The sequence below is a fragment of the Acinetobacter sp. Root1280 genome, assembly GCF_001425285.1.
In the GTDB taxonomy this organism is placed as follows: Bacteria; Pseudomonadota; Gammaproteobacteria; order Pseudomonadales; family Moraxellaceae; genus Acinetobacter; species Acinetobacter guillouiae.
Window position 1 is genome coordinate 74,994 of the sequence record NZ_LMED01000012.1, and the last position, 18,275, is coordinate 93,268.

At 37.7% G+C, this 18,275-nt stretch carries 16 protein-coding genes, 4 tRNA genes and 1 other RNA gene; 10 read left to right on the plus strand and 11 right to left on the minus strand.

All coding sequences use genetic code 11. The annotated features are described in order from the left end of the window. The first annotated feature begins 54 nt into the window (after positions 1-54). Both ASC84_RS10170 and ASC84_RS10175 read left to right on the plus strand, forming a co-directional pair. A complete protein-coding gene (locus ASC84_RS10170) occupies positions 55-933 on the plus strand; it encodes an ATP-grasp fold amidoligase family protein (RefSeq protein ID WP_004819661.1) in 879 nt (292 codons plus the stop codon). A 47-nt stretch (positions 934-980) separates the two neighbouring features. Further along, positions 981-1,724, plus strand: coding sequence for a hypothetical protein (locus ASC84_RS10175; RefSeq protein WP_056514309.1), 744 nt, complete (start codon positions 981-983; stop codon positions 1,722-1,724). Positions 1,725-1,758: 34 nt separating this feature from the next. On the opposite strand, the gene glpD is transcribed toward ASC84_RS10175, so the two are convergent. Both glpD and ASC84_RS10185 read right to left on the minus strand, forming a co-directional pair. Then, positions 1,759-3,288 carry a glycerol-3-phosphate dehydrogenase gene (gene glpD, locus ASC84_RS10180; RefSeq protein ID WP_056514312.1) on the minus strand — a complete coding sequence of 510 codons (1,530 nt, stop codon included), beginning with the start codon at positions 3,286-3,288 and terminating at the stop codon, positions 1,759-1,761. 166 nt (positions 3,289-3,454) lie between these two features. Further along, positions 3,455-4,210: a DeoR/GlpR family DNA-binding transcription regulator gene (locus ASC84_RS10185; RefSeq protein WP_056514315.1), complete on the minus strand. Its 756-nt coding sequence runs from the start codon at positions 4,208-4,210 to the stop codon at positions 3,455-3,457. A 458-nt stretch (positions 4,211-4,668) separates the two neighbouring features. Between ASC84_RS10185 and ASC84_RS10190 the strand changes: the two genes are divergently transcribed. Both ASC84_RS10190 and ASC84_RS10195 read left to right on the plus strand, forming a co-directional pair. Next, on the plus strand, positions 4,669-5,988 hold the full coding sequence (locus ASC84_RS10190) for an MFS transporter (protein ID WP_056514318.1): 1,320 nt from the start codon (positions 4,669-4,671) through the stop codon (positions 5,986-5,988). Positions 5,989-6,134: 146 nt separating this feature from the next. Beyond that, positions 6,135-6,560: a hypothetical protein gene (locus ASC84_RS10195; protein ID WP_004722461.1), complete on the plus strand. Its 426-nt coding sequence runs from the start codon at positions 6,135-6,137 to the stop codon at positions 6,558-6,560. 38 nt (positions 6,561-6,598) lie between these two features. Here the strand turns inward: ASC84_RS10195 and ASC84_RS10200 are convergent, their stop codons facing one another. Continuing rightward, the gene (locus ASC84_RS10200) at positions 6,599-7,267 is read right to left on the minus strand and encodes a methyltransferase (protein WP_056514321.1); all 669 of its coding nucleotides are present in this window, start codon (positions 7,265-7,267) and stop codon (positions 6,599-6,601) included. Between the two features lie 283 nt (positions 7,268-7,550). Then, entirely contained in the window at positions 7,551-8,399 is an 849-nt protein-coding gene (gene folD / locus ASC84_RS10205) for a bifunctional methylenetetrahydrofolate dehydrogenase/methenyltetrahydrofolate cyclohydrolase FolD (RefSeq protein WP_004819653.1), read from the minus strand. Between the two features lie 152 nt (positions 8,400-8,551). On the opposite strand from folD, the gene ASC84_RS10210 reads away from it, so the two are divergent. From ASC84_RS10210 to ASC84_RS10220, 3 genes are all read left to right on the plus strand, one after another. Next, positions 8,552-8,625 (plus strand) — tRNA-Cys (locus tag ASC84_RS10210). A gap of 10 nt (positions 8,626-8,635) precedes the next feature. Continuing rightward, positions 8,636-8,721, plus strand: a tRNA-Leu gene (locus tag ASC84_RS10215). A 64-nt stretch (positions 8,722-8,785) separates the two neighbouring features. Then, positions 8,786-9,517 carry a hypothetical protein gene (locus ASC84_RS10220; protein WP_056514323.1) on the plus strand — a complete coding sequence of 244 codons (732 nt, stop codon included), beginning with the start codon at positions 8,786-8,788 and terminating at the stop codon, positions 9,515-9,517. Between the two features lie 58 nt (positions 9,518-9,575). Here ASC84_RS10220 and ASC84_RS10225 read toward each other — a convergent pair whose 3' ends face one another. Next, positions 9,576-11,342, minus strand: a complete 1,767-nt coding sequence (locus tag ASC84_RS10225; protein WP_056514326.1) for an alkaline phosphatase — start codon at positions 11,340-11,342, stop codon at positions 9,576-9,578. Between the two features lie 216 nt (positions 11,343-11,558). On the opposite strand from ASC84_RS10225, the gene ASC84_RS10230 reads away from it, so the two are divergent. Together ASC84_RS10230 and ASC84_RS10235 are read left to right on the plus strand one after the other, a co-directional pair. Further along, positions 11,559-11,644: transfer RNA gene (locus ASC84_RS10230), tRNA-Leu, on the plus strand. A gap of 198 nt (positions 11,645-11,842) precedes the next feature. Further along, positions 11,843-12,799: an RDD family protein gene (locus ASC84_RS10235; protein ID WP_056514329.1), complete on the plus strand. Its 957-nt coding sequence runs from the start codon at positions 11,843-11,845 to the stop codon at positions 12,797-12,799. An 80-nt stretch (positions 12,800-12,879) separates the two neighbouring features. On the opposite strand, the gene ASC84_RS10240 is transcribed toward ASC84_RS10235, so the two are convergent. From ASC84_RS10240 to coaD, 4 genes are all read right to left on the minus strand, one after another. Further along, a tRNA-Met gene (locus tag ASC84_RS10240) sits at positions 12,880-12,956 on the minus strand. A 64-nt stretch (positions 12,957-13,020) separates the two neighbouring features. Further along, positions 13,021-13,398: RNase P RNA component class A (gene rnpB, locus ASC84_RS12885), an RNA gene on the minus strand. 26 nt (positions 13,399-13,424) lie between these two features. Then, positions 13,425-13,688 carry a YfhL family 4Fe-4S dicluster ferredoxin gene (locus ASC84_RS10245; RefSeq protein WP_004722473.1) on the minus strand — a complete coding sequence of 88 codons (264 nt, stop codon included), beginning with the start codon at positions 13,686-13,688 and terminating at the stop codon, positions 13,425-13,427. 1 nt (position 13,689) lies between these two features. After that, positions 13,690-14,181, minus strand: a complete 492-nt coding sequence (gene coaD, locus ASC84_RS10250) for a pantetheine-phosphate adenylyltransferase (protein ID WP_004722475.1) — start codon at positions 14,179-14,181, stop codon at positions 13,690-13,692. A 159-nt stretch (positions 14,182-14,340) separates the two neighbouring features. Here coaD and smpB point away from each other — a divergent pair, with 159 nt between their 5' ends. Beyond that, the gene (smpB, locus tag ASC84_RS10255; RefSeq protein ID WP_004722477.1) at positions 14,341-14,817 is read left to right on the plus strand and encodes an SsrA-binding protein SmpB; all 477 of its coding nucleotides are present in this window, start codon (positions 14,341-14,343) and stop codon (positions 14,815-14,817) included. Positions 14,818-14,873: 56 nt separating this feature from the next. Here smpB and ASC84_RS10260 read toward each other — a convergent pair whose 3' ends face one another. Together ASC84_RS10260 and ASC84_RS10265 are read right to left on the minus strand one after the other, a co-directional pair. After that, complete coding sequence (locus ASC84_RS10260; RefSeq protein ID WP_056514332.1) at positions 14,874-16,196, minus strand: hypothetical protein; 1,323 nt, start codon at positions 16,194-16,196, stop codon at positions 14,874-14,876. A 342-nt stretch (positions 16,197-16,538) separates the two neighbouring features. Further along, the gene (locus tag ASC84_RS10265; protein WP_056514336.1) at positions 16,539-17,858 is read right to left on the minus strand and encodes a hypothetical protein; all 1,320 of its coding nucleotides are present in this window, start codon (positions 17,856-17,858) and stop codon (positions 16,539-16,541) included. Positions 17,859-18,275 lie beyond the last annotated feature (417 nt).

Sequence of the window (18,275 nt, forward strand, 5' to 3'; positions counted from 1 at the left end):
TTCATATTTTCTCTATAATTCAAACATTACTTTATTTTATTGATTTTTTTAATCATGTTAGAAAATATTATTTATTCGGCAAAAGTTATTAGAGCCAAATTTGTCTCAGATAGACGTTATCTCACCAAAAGATTTATTGCTAAATTGGGTTATACCCCGAACTTTGATCAGCCTAAAAGTTTCAATGAAAAAGTCACCGCCAGAATGATCTATGAAAGAGCACCTTTACATACGAAATTAGCAGATAAATTTGCTGTACGCGAAATGCTTGCAGAGAAAATTTGTTGTTCCCATTTTGTTCCATTAATTGGTGTATATAAGTGCTTTGAGGAAATTGACTTTAATCAACTTCCTAACAAGTTTGTTTTAAAATGCAATCATGACAGCGGCAGTGCGATTGTCTGTAATGATAAAGCGCAATTTGATATCAAAAAAGCGCAGCATAAACTCAATCACCACCTTAAACAAAATATGTATTTTAGAAAACGAGAATGGCATTACAAAGATATTGTTCCTCTAATTTTGGCCGAACAACATATTGATTTGTTTGTTGATCAAGACAATAAGCTGACCATTACAACATGCCGTGTTCATTGTTTTGAAGGTCAGCCTCGATATATTGAAGTCGATGTACAAGACAGCCAAGGCGTGGATTATTCAAATATGTATGACACATCTTGGGTGCTGCAACCCTTTACCGTTGATCTAAAAAGCAATACACCAAGCTGTTTAGCACGACCACAAAAATTAAATAAAATGCTTCAGCTGTCAGAAGATCTTTGTTTTAAATATGGTTATAGCCGAATCGATTTCTTATTATCTCAAGACGATGTTTTCTTTAGTGAGATTACCTTAACCCCCAATGCAGGTCGTATGGTCATCACCCCAAGTGAGTGGGATGAAAAGTTAGGCGCTTTATGGCTGACTGACTAACTAAGCCAAGCAAAAAGATCGACGCGTTCGGTCTTTTTTGTGATTTAATGCAAACCATTCAATATCTAAAAATAAGTGCAATGACAGCAATTAAAAACATTACCACAGTTCAACCTTATCTAACCCTGTTACCTGACCACGAAGTCGTCTTCGCCCCTTCAAGTCTATTTCTAGCTCAGCATTTACTTCCACTTATTTCAATTGATTTATCTGCAATCAATCCAGCATGGCAAGGAAAAATTCATTTGCTCAATCCGATTGAACCTTATGAATGCTATATCGGAAGTGATACCACAGAATTTTCTGATGCATTTGCCAATGAAAATTGGTTTATTATGCAATTAAATCAACAAAATCAATATGAATGGTTAGCAAATAAAAGATATTTTGCTTTAGAGAATCCTGATTGCGAGGCCGATCTAAAAAACCATCATAAAGAAATGCATGAAGATTACGTGCAGCTTAAACAGCGCTTTGCTGAAACTGGAAAAGTCATTTCAACATCACGCATTGAATATCAAAATGATTCTGTGACAACCCTGCTTGAGCAGTTAGGTGGTGAATGTGGCGGTGGAAACTGGACTTATCCGATTGATGAACATTTTGATTTACGCTACATCAATGCAGACCGTGATGATCAAAAAGTTCATATTTATGACCGTGATGGCAGGCGTTATTATTTTATTGCAGCTGTTGCTGGCTGGGAATATTGTTCACATGGTGCAGATTGGATTTTAATGTATTACCAACCTGAAACCCAACGCGTTTTATATACCTTTGATTGGTCATAACACACCTTAAGCAAAGCTATATTTCCACTTTTGCTTAGGCAACATCTTTCTGTAAGCGGCGTTCATGCAATTCAAGCAAATATTCATCCAGTGCTTGAATTTCAGTTTCATTAAATTTTAAATATAACTTGCTACGGCGCTTTAAAATATCCTGACTGATGATCGCCCACTCTTGATCAACCAAATAATCAACCTCTTGGGCATATAGACCATGACCAAAGTCTTGACCAAGTTCATGAACAGATGTCGAATGATTTAAAAATTTCCATGTATAAGTTCCATAGGCATGTGCCCAACGGCTTGAAGTTTCATGATCAAGCCCTTTGATTTTATTTTGAATTTCTAAAACCAATCCATCAACAGAAACTAAATTCTCAGCACCCGGCAGTAAGGATTTTTCAGTCCAAGCTTTCCCAGCGTTAGGGAAAAATTTCTGCAAATGCTCCATGGCAGACTCAGCCAAGCGTCGATAGGTGGTTAACTTCCCACCAAACACAGAAAGTAAGGGCGCATCATTCTCATGGTCTTGTGATAAAGCCAAAGTATAGTCACGGGTGATTGCGGCTGGATTATCAGACTCATCATCACACAATGGGCGCACCCCTGAGAATGTCTGAATAATATCAGCTTGAGTCAGTTGCACTTTAAAATGATCATTGGATACATCAAGCAGATAATCAATCTCTTGCTGACTAATTTCAACATTATTCGGATCTGCTAAATATTCACGGTCTGTTGTACCAATCATGGTGTATTGATTGAGATAAGGAATTGCAAACACGATACGTTGATCATCATTTTGCATAATAAAGGCTTTATCACCGTCATATATTTTCGGCACAATAATATGACTGCCCTGAATTAGACGAATCCCATATTGCGATTTTAACTGAAGCTCTTGTTTAATGAATTGTGCAACCCAAGGCCCCGCAGCATTGACCAAAGCCTTCGCTTGTATCTGATAAATACCCTGCTCATTTTCAAACTGGATATTCCATAAACCATCTTCACGCTGCGCTGAAATACAGCGTGTTTGCGTAACCACGGTGGCATTTTTTTCTCGTGCTTGCATCGCATTTAAAATCACTAAGCGTGAATCATCTACAGCACAATCTGAGTATTCAAATCCGCGTGTGATCTCTGTTTTTAGTGGGCTAGTATAAGGATCAAATTCAACCAAATGTGAACCTGCAAGCTTCTCTCTTTTGCCCAAATGGTCATATAAAAACAGCCCCGTACGAATCAGCCAAGCAGGACGCAAATGAGGTTGATGTGGCATGATAAAACGCATAGGACGAATGATATGTGGTGCTTTTGCAAGTAAGACTTCTCGCTCAGCTAAGGCTTCTCGCACTAAACGAAATTCTTTATGTTCTAAATAACGCAGACCACCATGGATCAACTTACTGCTTGCAGATGAGGTATGGCTGGCTAAATCATCTTTTTCACACAAAAATACAGATAAACCACGCCCAGCAGCATCATTGGCAATACCGACACCATTTATTCCACCACCAATTACAGCAATATCATAATAAGTTTGTTGCTCATTGATTTGTGTCATAAACGCCACCACCTTTGATCATTTGCATATATTCACAATCATTTTTGAAAATATATTTTCGTTTGTTTTCATTTAAGAAAATAATAGATAGTTTTTTAATCGATGTCTATCAAAAAATGATCAATTTCACGTTTATCATGTTTTCACTATGGGTTTAAAACTTAGCCTACACCACAGTTAAAGCCACTTCTGCTGCATGAATTTGTTTTAAATAATTTTCAGTGGGCACTTTATTGGTAAAAAGCCGATCTATTTCAGAAAGATGGCCTAAGCGCATCATTGCATGACGACCAAACTTGCTCTCATCTGCTGCTAAAAATACCTGCCGAGCACCTAAAATAATTTCTTGCGAGACAGACACTTCTTGAAAATCGAAATCGAGCATCGTTCCATCTTCATCAATCCCACTGATACCAATCAAGGCATAATCAACTTTAAACTGCTTAAAAAATTCGGAGGTGGCTTGCCCAATCACGCCACCATCAGGGCGCACTTTCCCACTGGCGATCAGCACTTCAAAATCATCATTCATACTTAAAATTTTCGCCACATTTAAATTATTGGTAATCACTTTTAAACCGCGATGTTGCAATAAAGCATGGGCAATGGCTTCGGTTGTTGTACCAATATTGATAAATAACGATGCATGGTCTGGAACTGCGTTTGCAACAGCTGTTGCAATGCGCTGTTTTGCCGCTAAATTATGGCTGATCCGTTGGCTATACGCGGTATTGGTGACGCTTGAGTCTACCGCAGCGCCACCATGATAACGACGTAATAGTCCGGCATCGGCCAATTGATTGATATCCCGCCGTACAGTTTGTGGAGTAACTGCAAAATGCTGTGCTATCTCATCAATACTGACGTAGCCCCGAGCCTTAACCAATGCTAATGTTTGCTGTTGTCGAATCATCAAGTCCATAGATGTGAAACCTTATTGTTTTATTTTCAAAAATGAACATTAAGCTGCTATAAATAGCATGACTACTTACTGTACGACTAGATTAAATTTTTAAATTCTCCCAACTCAGCTTATTAAATTGTGTATATTTCATACATTTAGATGCAAGCAAACATGCTTTAACTTTAAGCTAAATTCTTATAATTTATAAAATATTTCAAATTAAATGCCTGTTTTAAAAAAATTATTCATTTATTTCTAGCATTTCTCATTCTAGATCAACAATAAACTATTAACACAGCTAAGACCAAAGTCTAATAAGGTCTGCTTACATTCAAGCGTATAACGAGCATTGTAATTATTTGTATCTCCCTCGTCATACTGACTGAAATTCTCTCTGTTTGATTTTTCTGCTTTGATTTTCATCCAAAATGAAAGTTAAACAGGCTGTATTTTGCATATTCTTTTGGAGAATTGCCTTGTCCAATTCATCTCCTCAAGTTGCCACTTCGCAACTTGATAGAAAAACTCGTTTCAAATCTATACTTGGTGGTTCAGCTGGTAATTTAGTCGAATGGTATGATTGGTATGTCTATGCCGCATTTACCCTCTATTTTGCCCCTGTGTTCTTTCCAGAAGGCAATGAAACGGTCAAACTTCTCCAAGCTGCTGCAGTTTTTGCTTTAGGCTTTTTAATGCGTCCGATCGGCGCATGGATCATGGGCGTTTATGCTGACCGTAAAGGTCGTAAAGCGGGTTTAACACTTTCTGTTTCATTGATGTGTATTGGCTCATTAATCATTGCTTGTGCGCCATCTTATGATTCAGTCGGAATGTTTGCTCCTGCACTACTTTTATTTGCGCGCTTATTACAAGGTTTAAGTGTTGGTGGTGAGTATGGCTCAAGTGCCACCTATTTAACTGAAATGGCGGGTAAAAATCACCGCGGATTTTTCTCAAGTTTCCAATATGTCACCCTGATTTCAGGTCAATTACTTGCACTCTGTGTACTGATTATCCTGCAACATAATCTTTCTGAAGAAGCCTTACATGCATGGGGATGGCGTGTTCCTTTCTTTATCGGTGCATTGCTTGCAATTGTTGTGTTCTGGATTCGTCGTGGTCTGGTTGAAACAGAATCATCTAAACAAGCGCAACAACAAGCTAAAAATGGTGGTGAAACATCTGGTGCTTTGGCCTTATTCACCAAGTATCCTAAACAAGCATTTACAGTCATTATGCTAACAGCAGGCGGTACCTTAGCCTTCAATACATTTACGACTTATTTACAAAAATACTTAGTCAACACTTCGGGTTTTGAAAAAACCACCGCAACTGAAATTACCACAGCCGCAATCTTTATTTTTATGTTGATTCAACCTGCAGTCGGTGCACTTTCAGACAAAATTGGTCGTAAACCGATTATGATCACTTTTGGTGTACTCGGTGTGCTATTTACCATTCCTATTTTCAATGGTTTAGGCTCGACAACGGACCCTAAAACGGCTTTCTTCTTATGTATGAGTGGTATGGTCATTGTGACTGGATATACAGCCATTAATGCGGTTGTAAAAGCTGAATTATTTCCACCGCATATTCGCGCTTTAGGTGTAGCCTTACCTTATGCACTTGCCAACACTGTATTTGGCGGTACGGCTGAATTAGTTGCACTAAGCTTTAAAAATGCCGGGCATGAAAACTATTTCTTCTATTACATTACCTTCATGATCGGTTTATCTCTAATCACCTATGTATTTATGAAAGATACGAAAAAACATAGCCTGATTACAGATGATTAATTCACAATAAACTTTGCAATCTAATTCATTTAAAACAGCTTTTTTATTCACATGAAAAAGCTGTTTTATTTAAGCAATTCACTTATCGTGAAAATTGCAAAGCTATGGCATACTAAAAATAATTCAAAAAGCTAGGACTTTAAAAGATGAAAAAAATCACTTATGCAGGTTTAGGATTAATCGTTTTAGCTTTATCTGCATGTCAAACAACCCCTCGTCAATACAATGGCGTAACAGGTTATCAAATTGAAAATCAAACAGCAGATAGTGCAACCCTTGCGTATACCCTTTCAGGTCGTGCAGATCGTGATTTGGATGCAGATAAATTACAGCGCGCATGTCAAAAAGTGTTGGGTGCAAACAAAAACTATAAAATTTCTGTATTAAGTACCAATGAAATTATCAATCCACAAACAGCAAAAGATCAGGCTGGCGTTCAACTTGGGCATAGCCGTACATCTTTTGGGCTTTCCAACACGCCAAGTCTAAATAACAGTGAAGATTATGCAACACGCCAAGCCTTAGATACCCGCCCAAGCACCTTACATGTAGTACGTTATACCTGTTCTTGATTTAAGAGATTTGTATTACAGAATAAAATAAGACGCTGTCATAGCGTCTTATAAAAACTCACATTTCTAAATTCTTTGGCTTCATCTAAATCAGGCCAAGTAGTTGCACTTCGTTCATCCAATTTTTGGTAATTCGGATGACTAAAGTTTTTCACTCGGCTATCTGCCACCCATACTTCTGGTGCAAATTTTAAAAATTCATCCAAGAAGAACCTGTTAGATTGATCATATAAAACATCTGCAGCCAATAAGACATCAACCTGTTCGGCTTTATATAAATCATCAAGATATTCAAGCTCTACATCATTAAGCAAAGCATTTTCACGACAAGCATCCAAACTTATTGGGTCGATATCACAACAGATGACACGTTTTGCACCTGCCATTTTGGCTGCAATTGCAACCACACCTGATCCCGCACCAAAATCTAGTACCACTTTATCTTTTACATGCTGTGGCTCTGCAATCAGCCATTGTGCCATTGCTAAACCTGAAGCCCAGCAAAAAATCCAATACGGTGTATCATTCCAAATACGGCGAATCACCTCATCATCCAAACGATCTGTTGGAAAAACAGGTGGAATCAACCATAACGAAATTGGGCTTTCAGGCAACTGCTGTGCCAATAATTCACATTGAGGAATCACTTCATGCAAAGCATCAAGTAAATGTTGTGGGGCTTTAGGAAATTGATAAGTACGACTCATGCAAAATATGACCAAAATTATTATTTTGATATTGAGGAAATACAGCTTCTTCCTCATATTCGATAGACAGCAACATCATGTGCTAAGGTTCGAGACGATACTTCTTGTTAAGTCTCAGATACTGCTACTTAAAAGTAGATCTTAAACGCGTTAAGCCAATGACCATTAAACTAATGACAATATTGCCTACTTTTACTGAAAAATAAACATTGCTGTGTAAATGTAGGCTGAATTTAAGCACAGTGAATGCATGGCTTTCACTGTGCCCAGAATAAAACAGGACTTAAGCTAAGGCTTTTTCAGCAGCTTCCACAGTTTGACGAATCAACGTTGTGATCGTCATCGGACCTACGCCACCTGGAACTGGTGTATAAGCTGAAGCGACATCTTCAATACCAACCAATTGGATATCACCCACACCACCACCGTCACGAGGATGGAATCCAGCATCAACCACAACAGCACCTTGCTTAATCCAGTCTTTTTGGATTAATTCAGCTTTACCGACTGCACCAACAACAATATCAGCCTGTTTTACCAATTCAGCAAGATTTTGTGTACGAGAATGACAGATTGTCACTGTTGCATTGGCTTGAAGTAGCATCATTGCCATCGGCTTACCTAAAATAGCCGAACGCCCTACCACAACCGCATGCTTGCCAGCGATTTCAATCTTGTTTTCTTGAAGAATGGTCATGATACCTGCAGGTGTTGCTGAACCATAAGCAGCCTCACCCATTGCCATACGACCAAAACCTAAGCAAGTTACCCCATCTACATCTTTTTCAAGTGAAATGGCATCAAAGCAAGCACGTTCATCAATTTGTTCAGGCACAGGATGTTGGAGCAAAATACCGTGAACATCAGGATTGGCATTTAATTTTTCAATTTCAGCCAATAATTGTTCAGTTGTGGTTTCTTTACCTAACTCTACTTTTAAAGAATCCATACCAACACGACGACAAGCATTTCCTTTCATGCGTACATACGTCGCAGATGCACCATCATCACCCACTAAAATAGTCGCTAAAATTGGGGTACGACCTGTTTTTGCTTTTATAGCTTCAACACGAGTCAACAAGTCTGCTTCAATTTGTTTCGCTAATGCGCGACCATCCAATACCAATGCCACGGCACATCTCCAAAGTAGATATGAATCAATTTTGCAAATAATACATGATTATTTAGACAATTTTCTTTCATATGCTGAATTTATGTGCATATGCATGAATTATAGTATTGTTTTTTTTTCAAAGATTGCTAATATGTGCATCACCAAGACATGGCGGGGTGGCAGAGTGGTCATGCAGCGGACTGCAACTCCGTGTACGCCGGTTCGATTCCGACCTCCGCCTCCAATCTTGTAAAGCCCGAGTGGTGAAATCGGTAGACACAGGGGATTTAAAATCCCCCGCCCACAAAGCGTGCCAGTTCGAGTCTGGCCTCGGGCACCATTTTAAGTCTTATATTGTTTTTTATGTTAATATCCAAAGTGAAATTTAGATAAGCGAAGCCTATATGATTCAAAACAAGCAAGTTTCCCTCTATTTAAATCAATTACAACAACAATACCCACAAGCATTTAAGCGCAACTTTCTATTTTATAGTCAAATTAAAACCAAAGGGCTTCTAGATGAAGCAAAGGAGTTTATTCCTTGGATTTTGTCGATTATGATTTTTTGCAGCATCTATTTTAGTTTAGGTCAATATATTGCAAATCATTTTCCTCAATTCGATAGCTTTCAAGCCAATGGCATTGCCGCTTTAGCGATTATGTTATTTTTTATGATTATTGTTCCGATCATTATCAAACAAATAAAACACAGTTCAACGCATTTATACCAACAGCTCAATAATATTCCGCTTAAGCTTGCGGTACTGATCGTTCTGCAAGCACTCAATCTTTATTTTATAGAAAGCACCCTACTGCAAGGCTTGTTATTTTTCTTTGCAATGAGCTTTGGTTTTGTCAAATTTTATAAAGAAAATTTATTTAGAGATAGCACCAAAGACACTGAATATTACCAATTACAACAAATTCGAAAAAGCTGTTTATGGGCTTATAAACAAGCCAAGAAAGCCAAATTCAAAATGCGATTTTTAGGCAAAGATTCTGAGAAATATCAATTTTATCAAAAGCGTTTAGTCACCTTTTTAGAATTACATTTAGAACTATTAAAATATGAAAATGAAATGTGTAAAACCTATAAATATGAAGATTTAGATGCCTATATGGACAGTATGATGTAATCCATCTATCACCTTAAAAAGCCGAATGATCTAAACTCGGCTTGTTAGGCTTGAAAATTTATGCACTTTTCTGAACAGTCTTCACATCAACCAAATTGTTATTTAAAACCACTTGATGAGCACGAGCCGTATCCACCATATAGGTTTTTTCCTTAATGCTATTTAAGAAAATCCAATCCGCTTGTACCTGTTGTGCTGTAAAGCTGACTTTTAAGTAGCCTCGTTGATTTAAATTGGTGTAATTCAATTCATCAATGAGCGTGGTGAAGGCCATTTCAAACTGTTGTAACTGTGCCAAAGGAATACTTAAATACTTTTCCATCCCTGGTGAAGAGACCGAACTGGTTGCCAATTCAACCCCAACAAAATCACCCGCTTGAGTATGCAAGTCAGCAGACCATGCATTATGGGTATCCCCCGCCAACACCACAACTTTCTTATTTAATGCTTTGAATGTGCCATATAAAATTTCACGTTCTGCATAGTAGCCATCCCAAGCATCCAAATTATAGGGTGCAACTGTGGTTACACGGGCTTTTTCTGTGGCGGTTAATGTTGGATCACCACTTTTCAAGCGAACTTTTAAAGTAACTAACTCAATGATCTGCTGATTCATTTTTGCCAAAGTTTCGGCGGTAACATTTCCACTGGTAATTGCAGATAAAGACAATAGCAATTCAGCAGGGATTAACATTTTTGCCATCAAAACTTGCTGTCCCAACACATTCCAAGTCGCTGTAGATTGTGCCAGCTTCTTTTGTAACCACTCACGCTGGGTATAACCCATCAGTGTGCGCGTAGTACTGGTTAAATCTGTCTGGAACTTAGCGATATCTAAACCAGAAGCCGTCATATAATTGGCATAATCAAGTTGCTTGTCACGAGCCAAAATACGCGTATCTAACATGGTCAATTGTACCAATGAACCAAAGTCAAATTGGCGATAAATATTCAAATGATCTGTTGCAGATACAGGACGAATCGGCATCCATTCAAAATAGGCCTGTAAAGCTGCCAATTTACGGTCTAAGAAATTTCCTTCATTGGCTTGATGGTTTTCTGCACCGTCTTTCCATGCATCATTTGCCAGTTCATGGTCGTCCCAAATCACGATAAAAGGATGACGCGCATGTGCAGCCTGTAAATCACTGTCAGTATGGTAAAGTGCATAACGCTTACGGTAATCATCCAACTTGATAATTTCTTTATCATTGTCAGCAGCGAGTGTACGACCCAGCTTTACCGCCTCTTCTGTGGCATATCCATCTTTACCATATTCATAGATGTAATCCCCCAAATGGATGATCGCATCGACCTCTTGTTTTGCCATTTCCTTATACACATAGAAATAGCCAGCAGGATAGTTTGAACATGAACACACCGCAAACTGCACCGAACTGGTGGTTTCAGGTAATGTTTTGGTACGCCCTGCTGGCGAAATTACCGAGCCGAATTTAAAACGATAATAATAAGTTTGCCCAGACTTAAGCTTGTCTGCATCGACTTTAACGGTAAAATCCTGAGCTGATGCTGTTTGTACTTTTCCAGTATTGATCACTTGAGTAAATTTATCATCTGTGGCAATTTCCCAAACCACTTCTAAACGCAAAGACGTATCCTGCGGCGTAATACGTGTCCACAAAATCACACGATCTTTTAATGGGTCGCCACTGGCAACACCATGCAAAAATTCAACTTTTGTAGTAGGAGATGTTGAGTCGTTGTTATCACTCCCACAAGCAGTCAACGACACTGGTATAGATAATGCCCCAAAACTGGCTAATGACTTTTGAATAAGTTCACGGCGTGAAATTGAGTTTGGCATTGAAGTTGGTTTCCTCTAAGTTTTTTTATCCAATCAATTTAAAGGCTTAATATTTCGCTTTAATCTCAAATTGATGAAAAAATCATGACAAAATACCCATTCAACTGCTTAAAATGCTTTATTTTCAAACATAAGCACATGAATTGATTGAAAAGAAAGCAAATCGACATAAATACGCTTGCCAAGAGAAAAACTGTCCTTTATTATTGCGCACATGCCCGAGTGGTGAAATCGGTAGACACAGGGGATTTAAAATCCCCCGCCCACAAAGCGTGCCAGTTCGAGTCTGGCCTCGGGCACCATTTTAAGTCTTATTATGCCTAAAATTTATAAATCATCTATAAATCGCCCATTTACAAATAACTCAAAGTTCAATACATCTTGCTAAAAAGCTTGATAGCTCAACTATATTTTTCTGGTTATTTTTCATTAAAAAACCTATAATATGTTAAATTTACATTAATTATTAATATTTTCATAAGCTTAATTAAACCAACACCATGTCTGAAATTACTACTGAAACTCAAAAAGCCGCCCCTATATTTCCTCGAATATTCGCATTTATCATCGACTGTATTACCGTCGGCGTAGCCTGTTTAGTGACGGGCAAAATACTCTACCCATATTTTGAAAATTCTCCTTTTATTTTCCAATGTATAGGTACGCTCCTCTGTCTATTTTATTTTGCTGCTTTTAACAGCCAGATAGGTAATGGTAAAACCATTGGGAAAATCCTGGGTAAAATTAGGGTAAAAGATTTAAATGGTGCTTCAATTCCATTTATGCGTTCTTTGGTTAGATCAAGTATCTTTATCATTCCATTTTGCTTTGCTGGTTATTTACAAACATATTCAACTCAGCATCTTTCACTCAGCCTACTTGTGGCATTTTTTCAAAGTATCGTCTTTGCCTGTTTCTACTTGGCTATTTTTAATGGAAATACCCAACAATCTCTGCACGATCTAATCAGTGAAACTCAAATCCTTAGAAACGCTCAATCCAATATTCCACGCCAATCTGTATGGAACATTCATTACTACATCATTGCGCTGTTAACCATTGTGATTTTTTCTGTCAATTTATGGAGTTATTCCCAAAGCAAAACAATGTCAGCCAATAATTTTAGTATGATCTCTGATGACATTAAAAATGCTCAAGTTGAAAGTCGCCATACCTTCATTGGAGAGGCTGAATCCACAAATCAGGTTTTAATTTTAAATGTGAATCAGCCAGATTATCTCGATGACCTTGATCGTGCTGAAACATTGCTAGAAAAGATTAATCACCAACACGCTGAGGTGTTAACGCAATACAACATCAATCAGGTGCAATTTAACTTTTCTTATCAATTTGGCTTGGCTAAATTATCAAAAACAACGCTTTATGATTATAAAAAGACGCCTAAAAGTAGTTTAAGTTATATTGGGGATAGTACAGGGATGAACCTTGGTTTTTAAACAAGACCAGGTCTCGCTGTTAAAGTTTAAATCTTGTAGATAAAAAAAGACCACGTTTTTGGAAACGTGGTCTATAAAAATGGTGGCTATGACGGGACTTGAACCTGTGACCCCCGCATTATGAGTGCGGTGCTCTAACCAACTGAGCTACATAGCCTAAAACTGTGCGCGCATTATCTGCTGTAAACAATGTTACGTCAAGCACTAATTAAAATAAAATTCATCGAAGTGAGCCGATAAGCCGGGTTCTGTCTAGAACGATCATTCCTCTAGGCGCATGATCACTCATACGCTCAAGCGACCTACCCGGATCCAGCATGGGCCATGCCTATAGGATCCCTATTTGGTCTTGCTTCCGGTGGGGTTTACCATGCCATGAACTGTTACCAGCCATGCGGTGCGCTCTTACCGCACCCTTTCACCCTTACCTTCCATTTCTCCGAAAAGAAACGATATTGAAGGCGGTCTACTCTCTGCTGCACTTTCCGTCGGTTCACACCGCCCAGGCGTTACCTGGCACCTTGCCCTATGAAGCCCGGACTTTCCTCCCCTGCTTCAATCACGGAGATCTCCACAGCAGCGATCGTCTGGCTCACTTCGGGGCGTATCCTAACAAATTTCTCGGCTAATTGCTTGCGCTTTTTTGAGCAATTAGTTTTTTATACTTTTCCATCAAGTCGTCTTGGCTCTCTACATGGTTCGGATCGAGCGGAATACAGTCAACTGGACAAAAAAGTGCACACTGTGGCTGATCAAAATGCCCGACGCATTCTGTACATAGGTTAGGATGGATTTCATAAATCTCCTCCCCCATAAAAATGGCATCATTTGGACATACAGGCTCGCATACATCACAATTGATACATTCATCAGTGATAATTAAAGACACGCTACCAACCTTGTTGATGTTTACGATGGAAGGCTTCGACAACGCATTGAGGAACAAACTTTGCTACATCGCCTTTCAATCGTGCTATTTCTCGAACCATCGTCGAAGAAATAAAAGAAAATTGCTCTGATGGTGTTAAAAATACTGTTTCAAAATCATGATCAAGCTGACGATTCATATTCGCAAGCTGAAATTCATATTCAAAATCTGAAACAGCTCTTAAGCCACGTAACACTGCTGTAGCATGTTGTTCACGTGCAAAATTTACCAATAACCCATCAAAACCGACAAACTCAACATTGGGTAAATGTTTGAGTGATATCTTTGCTAACTCTACACGTTCTTCCAAACTAAAGACTGGATTTTTATGATGCCCAATAGCAATTGCGACCACAACTTCATCAAACATTCGTGAAGCACGTGCGACTAAATCAACATGGCCATTGGTAATTGGATCAAAAGTTCCTGGATAGATGACACGAGTTTTAGACATCCATTTGTACTCTAGTTTGTTATGTAGGGCTATAGTTTAACAAAAACTTAAATATTAGCGAATAACCTCTTTTGATTTAGCTTTGGCTTTAATTGTGAAATGACTTCACCTGAAGCCAAGTTTGAGGCAAAATAAGGCTATTCTTGGAATATTTGTATTATGTCGAAAAACATTGTCGTTAAAAAAAATAATAGTGGGACGATTGCACAAAATAAACGTGCACGCCACGATTATTTTATTGAAGAAAAATTTGAAGCTGGGCTTTCTTTACAAGGTTGGGAAGTCAAGTCATTACGTGCTGGGCGAATGACCATTACTGAAAGCTATATCACCTTTAAAAATAATGAAGCATTTCTCTTCGGTGCTCAAATTCAACCTTTACTTTCAGCATCTACTCACGTAGTCCCTGAAGCGACACGTACTCGTAAACTGTTGCTCTCACGCCGTGAGCTTGAAAAACTACTGGGTGCTGTCAATCAAAAAGGTTATACCTGCGTACCTTTGGCGTGTTACTGGAAAGGTCATTTGGCTAAACTTGAGATTGCTTTGGTAAAAGGTAAGCAGTTACATGACAAACGTGCCACTGAAAAAGATCGCGATTGGCAACGTGATAAGTCACGAATCATGCATAAATAATCTGTTTAATATGCGAAAAACCTCCGAAATGGAGGTTTTTTTCTTTTAGCAAACCTTTAACAGAATTTTAACGAGCCATAGCAGTTTGGAGCAAAACCTTGGGTTGCTAATGGTAGATCCTTAATTGGGAAATACAGGGGGTTTGCCGACGATAAATTTACTTCACCAATATTCAGCCCAGCAATTAAACAAGATGCTAATGGGCAATTCGGTGGGTTGTTTGTCAAATAATTACTAATATTTGGTACAACTTGTTTAAGAATATCATTCGTTATATCAATCTGATTTTTAGGTGTAATTTTCCCAATATCAATTTCATCTTCTATGGCTAACCACCATCCACGATTCGCAGCATATTCAGCTCCAGGCCAGTGAACCTGCGTTGACTGAAGGGACAAAGAAAATGGATTATTTAAAGGGAGTTTATGAATATATCCAAGATCTTCTTCAATATCCAAATTAGCCCTTAAGCCTGATATGTACCCATTAGCATTGATACTTAAAGGAATCCACGAAATTATTGGCAGATTCACTCTCGCATTAATATTTCCACCAAAGTTTAAATTATCGATAAGTGCGGTTCCTGTTAGTTTTGCAGAAGTCAAACGCGTTCCAGTTAAAGTTGTGCCATTGATCAATAAATTTGCTTTGGTTGATTGCAACTGAAGATTATAGTCATTTGTATTAAAACTTGGTTGGATAAGTGCACCTAAAAGCTGAATTCGACCATTAATTCCCATTCCAGTATCATTAGAAGTCATTGATCTTGCTGCTGTAACACCAGTTCCAGTTGTTGACTTAATTTTTATTGCACCACTTAAACTATTTATTCCATTGGGTGTATCAGAATTCTCTATCCCTGTTGTTAACAAACCCAAAACTTTTTCAGCACTTAAACGTAGGCCAACCACCTCTCTTGTTGAAGCAGAATTGGGGTTTTTTATCGCAAATTCTACAAATGGATTGGTTAATTTTGCACTTGAACCCACACGCCCTTCACGCGTATCAGCCAAACCTGAAAGACTCAGATTATCAATATCAATGTCGCAACCGCCAGCCCCATTTACCCCACCACAACCGAGCTGTAACTTTTTAATGTTGGCATTCAATTCAAGCTCGGCCTCTAATCCAAGTTTATAAAAACCAACGCCTTGCCCCTGCATCTTATTAACTGAGTCATTTGGGGCAATATAACCCAAGCTCATCAGTGCCTGACCATGAACATCGGAAAGCTCGGAGTCATTTAATTGAGTTAAACTCTCCAAGTATAGAGAATTTGCAAAACAATGCATTGAAGAAAACAATCCAGCATAAATTATGACATTCTTTACGACTTTAATTATTTTCTTATCAATCATCCTATTGTAGTTGATATCCATATCAGCTTATCTCATTTTATTATGAATAAAAAATATACTAAAATACAAATAAAGCAAATAGAGAAATGAATTAAATATCTCAATACTATAACAATTATGCAAACCAAGATTACTTTCTCAATGATTCTAAAGACTTTTTATTTATATTTGTTTATGTAACCAATTTTAATTATTGTATATTTATACTTAATAGTCATACAATCTACTTTCCAGTGCATAGTTTGGTTTGCAAGTCACTTAAGAGGCTATTGTCAGTGATCATGATTGGCGCAGTGATAAAGCCCAATCCTATATAAGCAATAAAAAACCTCCATCTGGAGGCTTCCTTTAGTCTTAAAAGGTCTAACAGAATTTTAGATTGCCATAACAGTTAGGCGCAAAACCTTGAGTTGCTAATGGTAAATCTTTAATTGGGAAATATAATGGTTTTGCCGATGATAAATCTACTTGACCAATATTCAAACCAGCAAACAAACATCCGATAACGCGCTGACAGGTTGGTGGCGTCCTATCCAAAGCGATATTAATACTTGGTACAACTTGTTTAAGAATATCATTGGTTACATCAATCTGATTTTTAGGTATAACTTTCCCAATATCAATTTCATCTTCAATCGCTAACCACCATCCGCGATTCGCAGCATATTCAGCGCCAGGCCAGTGAACTTGAGCAGACTGTAGTGATAAAGAGAAAGGATTATTTAAAGGGAGTTTATGAATATAACCCAAATTTTCATCGATATCCAAATCAGCCTGTAAACCTGATATAAACCCAGTTGCCCTGATAGGCAATGTAAACAATGAAACTAATGGTAGGTTTACCCTTGCATTAATATTTCCGCCAAAATTTAAATCATCAATCAATGCTGTTCCTGTTAGTTTTGCAGAAGTTAAACGCGTACCTGTTAACGTTGTGCTATTAATCAATAAATTCGCTTTGGTTGATTGCAACTGTAAATTATAGTCATTTGTATTAAAACTTGGTTCAAAAATAGCTATTCTAATTCTGCCACTCATAACCATTCCTGTATCATTAAATCTCATCGCTCTTGGAGCTGTAAATCCCGTTCCTGTAGTCGCCTTAATTTTTAGCGCCCCACTTAAACTATTTATTCCATTAGGTAAATCAGAGTTCTCTATTCCTGTGGTTAACAAACCTAAGACTTTTTCAGCACTTAAACGTAGACCAACCACTTCTCGTGTTGAGGCAGAGTTAGGATTTTTTATCGCAAACTCTATAAATGGATTGGTTAATTTTGCACTTGAACCTACACGCCCTTCACGCGTATCGGCTATCCCCGAAAGACTTAAATTATCAATATCAATATCGCAGCCGCCTACCCCATTTACCCCACCACAACCCAGTTGTAATTTTTTAATATTGGCATTTAGGTCAAGCTCAGCCTCAAGTCCAAGTTTATAAAAACCGACACCTTGCCCTTGCATGTTATTGACTGAGTCATTAGGCGCAATATAACTCAAGCTCATCAATGCCTGACCACTCACATCCGAAAGTTCAGAATCATTTAATTGAATTAAACTCTCAGAATGTAGAATGCTTGCAAAACCATTGATTGAAGAAAACAATCCAGTACAAATGAAAGCTAGTTTTGCAATTTTAATAATTTTCTTATCAATTGCTCGGTTTTTTTTGATATCCATACCATCTTCTCAGATCTTATTATGGATAAAAAATATACTAAGTGTTAAATAAAGAAAATAACACTTCGTCGTAAATATTTATATTTTATAATTTTTATAAAATTCACATCGTTCTTACAATGATTCTAAAGGATTTTTTGCTTATATTACTTTATGTAACTAATTTTAACAATTGTATATTTATACTTAACAATTCCACAATAATCCGTCCAAAGCAGATCATAAGTCACCAGTGCATAATACGTTTTCATAAATGCAAAAAATGATCATATTGATTGAATCATATTGGTATTTAAAATTGCTTCTCCCGTTGGGAGAAGGGGCTTGTATATTGATCTATAGTTTAAAAATGGCTTATCAAAGAAGCCTATTATAAAAGTTTTTATTTATTCTATTTTCCATTCTTTTATCGAATAC